Annotated in this window: 2 protein-coding genes; both read right to left on the bottom strand. The window is 58.6% G+C overall.

Translation table 11 applies throughout. The features are described 5' to 3' along the window. Positions 1-99: 99 nt before the first annotated feature. Entirely contained in the window at positions 100-1,407 is a 1,308-nt protein-coding gene (locus H5U08_RS15105; protein ID WP_297034855.1) for a lactate racemase domain-containing protein, read from the bottom strand. Between the two features lie 191 nt (positions 1,408-1,598). Then, positions 1,599-2,504, bottom strand: a complete 906-nt coding sequence (locus H5U08_RS15100) for a hypothetical protein (RefSeq protein ID WP_297034853.1) — start codon at positions 2,502-2,504, stop codon at positions 1,599-1,601. Between the last annotated feature and the right edge of the window lie 232 nt (positions 2,505-2,736).

The raw sequence follows: 2,736 nt of genomic DNA, 5'->3' as shown, positions 1-2,736 counted from the left end.
TGCGATTCTCCCCCAGCCAATGACCGACCAGCCACCTCCAGCGCTTTGTACGAGGGCCTGCCGTTTTCTTCACTCTGCCGTTTTTTCAATTTATTCCGTCTATTTCGACAAATCTGCCAGCTTCGGCAGCATCCCGATGGCCGTCATGTCCGGCAAGTTTCCTTCTTCATCGAAAGGCAGCGGCCGGGGCGCGGTCATCACTTCCAGGTCCTGGCGGTGCCGCGCCTCGTCATAATAGGCGGCCGAGCACTCCACCTCCGCCAGATGCAGGGTGTCCGAAATCCACATCAATTTCGCGTCCTGGGGTGGTGTCAGACCGATGTTGGACAGGGCCACTGCCAGCATTTCGCGATCGGTGGGATAATCGAGCGGCAACATCGCGGCCGACACATGCCCGGAAGTGATGGCATTGATCCGCGTGGCGTGAACATCGATTTCTGGCAGAATGTGGCTGCGACAGAATTCGGCCAATCCCAGCCCAATCGCGTTGCCGTGCGTGCCGGGACTGAGCCCACGGACACAAATATAGCGGATATCCGGCTTTTCCCCCGGTCCGGCGCGATGGTCGGCCGTCTTTCGGCCGATGACGTTCGTATCGATACCCGCTCCACTGAGGTCTTTCCCAAGCCGATCGATCAAAAGAACATGTGCGTGATCGAAGGGAAGTTTTGGCATCCATTCCTTGGCCAGGCGGAGAAGCTCAGGTTCCCGCGTTTCGAATTCCTGCGGCGGAAGTGCCTCGATATGAGCCGTGTCGTCGTAGGCATCTTCCACAATGGCCAGCCCTGCCAGAATCCGGCACCGGGCGAGAACAATCCGCGCGACACTGCGGACAACTCGGTCAAAACCATAATCCCACGCGGCACGGTGATAGATCTCCGCTCCCCGATGCTTTCCCAGACCGATGAGCAGCATCTTCATCAGCCCGCTTTCAATCGGCCCGGTAAACTGTGTGTGCGGCTTGATCCGGTTGACCACAACGACAAAATCGGCATTGAGTGCGTGGCGATCAAAATGGACGTCGAAGCCCTCGGGCGCCCTGCCGATGACGACCGTTTCCATGCTGGATCGGATCGGACAACCGACGCTCTCTTCGGTAATCCCGTAACCGCGCAGGACCTCGCGTTGCCCTTCCGCGGTTCCCCCACCGTGGCTTCCCATGGCCGGCACCAGAAACGGTCTCCCGCCACACTCACGGATCGTCGCCGCGACCGTGCGGAGAATCGTCACGATATTGTTGATTCCCCGACTTCCCGCGGTGATGGCGACTTCCATTCCCGGTTGCACTTTTTCCCGAACCCCCACACGATCCAGCTCGGCGCGAATCCGCCCCGGGATGTCGTCCAGTTTGTGCGAGGCAAAGCGCTGCCGGAGGCGAAAAATCTGAGGAAACAATGGCTCTTTCATGATCGTGCTGCTGCCGTGGGAGTTGAATGCTCTACTCCATATTGAGGCGTCCGGGGATTCCACCACAAGAAGCCTTCCGCCGCCCGCCGGAAAAGCTCTCGGCTCGCGTCACCGCGTTCTGTAATTGTATGGCCCGACCGAAAAATTCAGAATCGCCTCGATGAGCCGGGCCTACCGTTTCAGGGAGGGGTTCACTGAGCCCGGCCGAGCTTGCTGAGATGCCCCTGTGCCGTTTTGGCGGCTTTCGTTCCGGGATAGAGTTGCACGACCTCTTCAAGGAGACGGATTCCCTCTTCGCGATTGCCTTCGTTGTATGTGATCACGGCACGCCGCAGGGCCTGGAGGGCTTCCTCTTCGGCATCGTGGGTGGAAACCGGGGGCGTGGCCAATCCTGGCGGAGAAGCCGCGGACTCCGGCCCGGTGAAAACGGGGTTGGCCCATGGCGTGGCGGCACCCGTCCCAACCGGCCCGGCGGGAGCGGTGGCAACGGGCGCTGGTCCGACAACGGTGGGTGAAGGCGTGATGGGTGCCGAGGAGGTCGGGGGTACACCCTCGCGACCTTGCACCACGAGATAGCGCAGGACATCGAGCGCGGACATCGCTTGAGCAAAATCGATCGGATGCGCCTCCAGCAGACTGGGCAGAAAACTCACCGCGATCTCTAATCCAGCCTGGGAAGAAATCCTCACAAAAAAGGTTTTTCGCAGAAAATAAAAGACTACACAAGCGGCCGCAATGAGCGAAAACAACATTGCTCCTACGATGGCCCCCCGGCTGACAACGCCCACCAATAAGCTGCTGAAGGCCAAAGTAATACAGATGATCGCCGCGATCGCATACTCCAGTGGCCTTCCCACTCCTCCACGTACCGAAGCGATATGTCCAAGGGGAACCGTCACGCGCGACACTCCGAAGAGACTTTGCGTCTCCAATTCCACCGCCAGAGGCGTCACCATCAGATGAGTCTCGTTCTGGAGTTGCAACAGGGTGAGGATGAAAGAAATGAGCCCCCCTTTGCGACCAACGACATGGACAAGCGGTGCTTCCCGACCCGGCAGGTTTGTGTACAGATGAAACGCACGCAGGACCAGCGCCATCGACAGGCTCCTTAACGCTGTCAGGGGCAACCTCATACCGTCCCGGTTCTTAAGAACCTCCGAAAGAACTTCTCGCCTTCAGCAGAAATTCAACTGGTTCGAACAAATCTTTCCGCATATTAAAAAGGTAAAAACAAATCTTTTTCTTCGCGATTATTGGCCACTTTAGTTGCCGACCTGGGGGAATGCAAGCGCAGGCTGTGGCCGCGGAAGAAAGCGAAGCCATCCCCGC

The sequence above is a fragment of the Thermogutta sp. genome (assembly GCF_014359955.1).
Lineage (GTDB): Bacteria > Planctomycetota > Planctomycetia > Pirellulales > Thermoguttaceae > Thermogutta.
The sequence above is the reverse complement of the archived record's forward strand: the minus strand, read 5'-3'. Positions and strand labels throughout refer to the sequence as shown.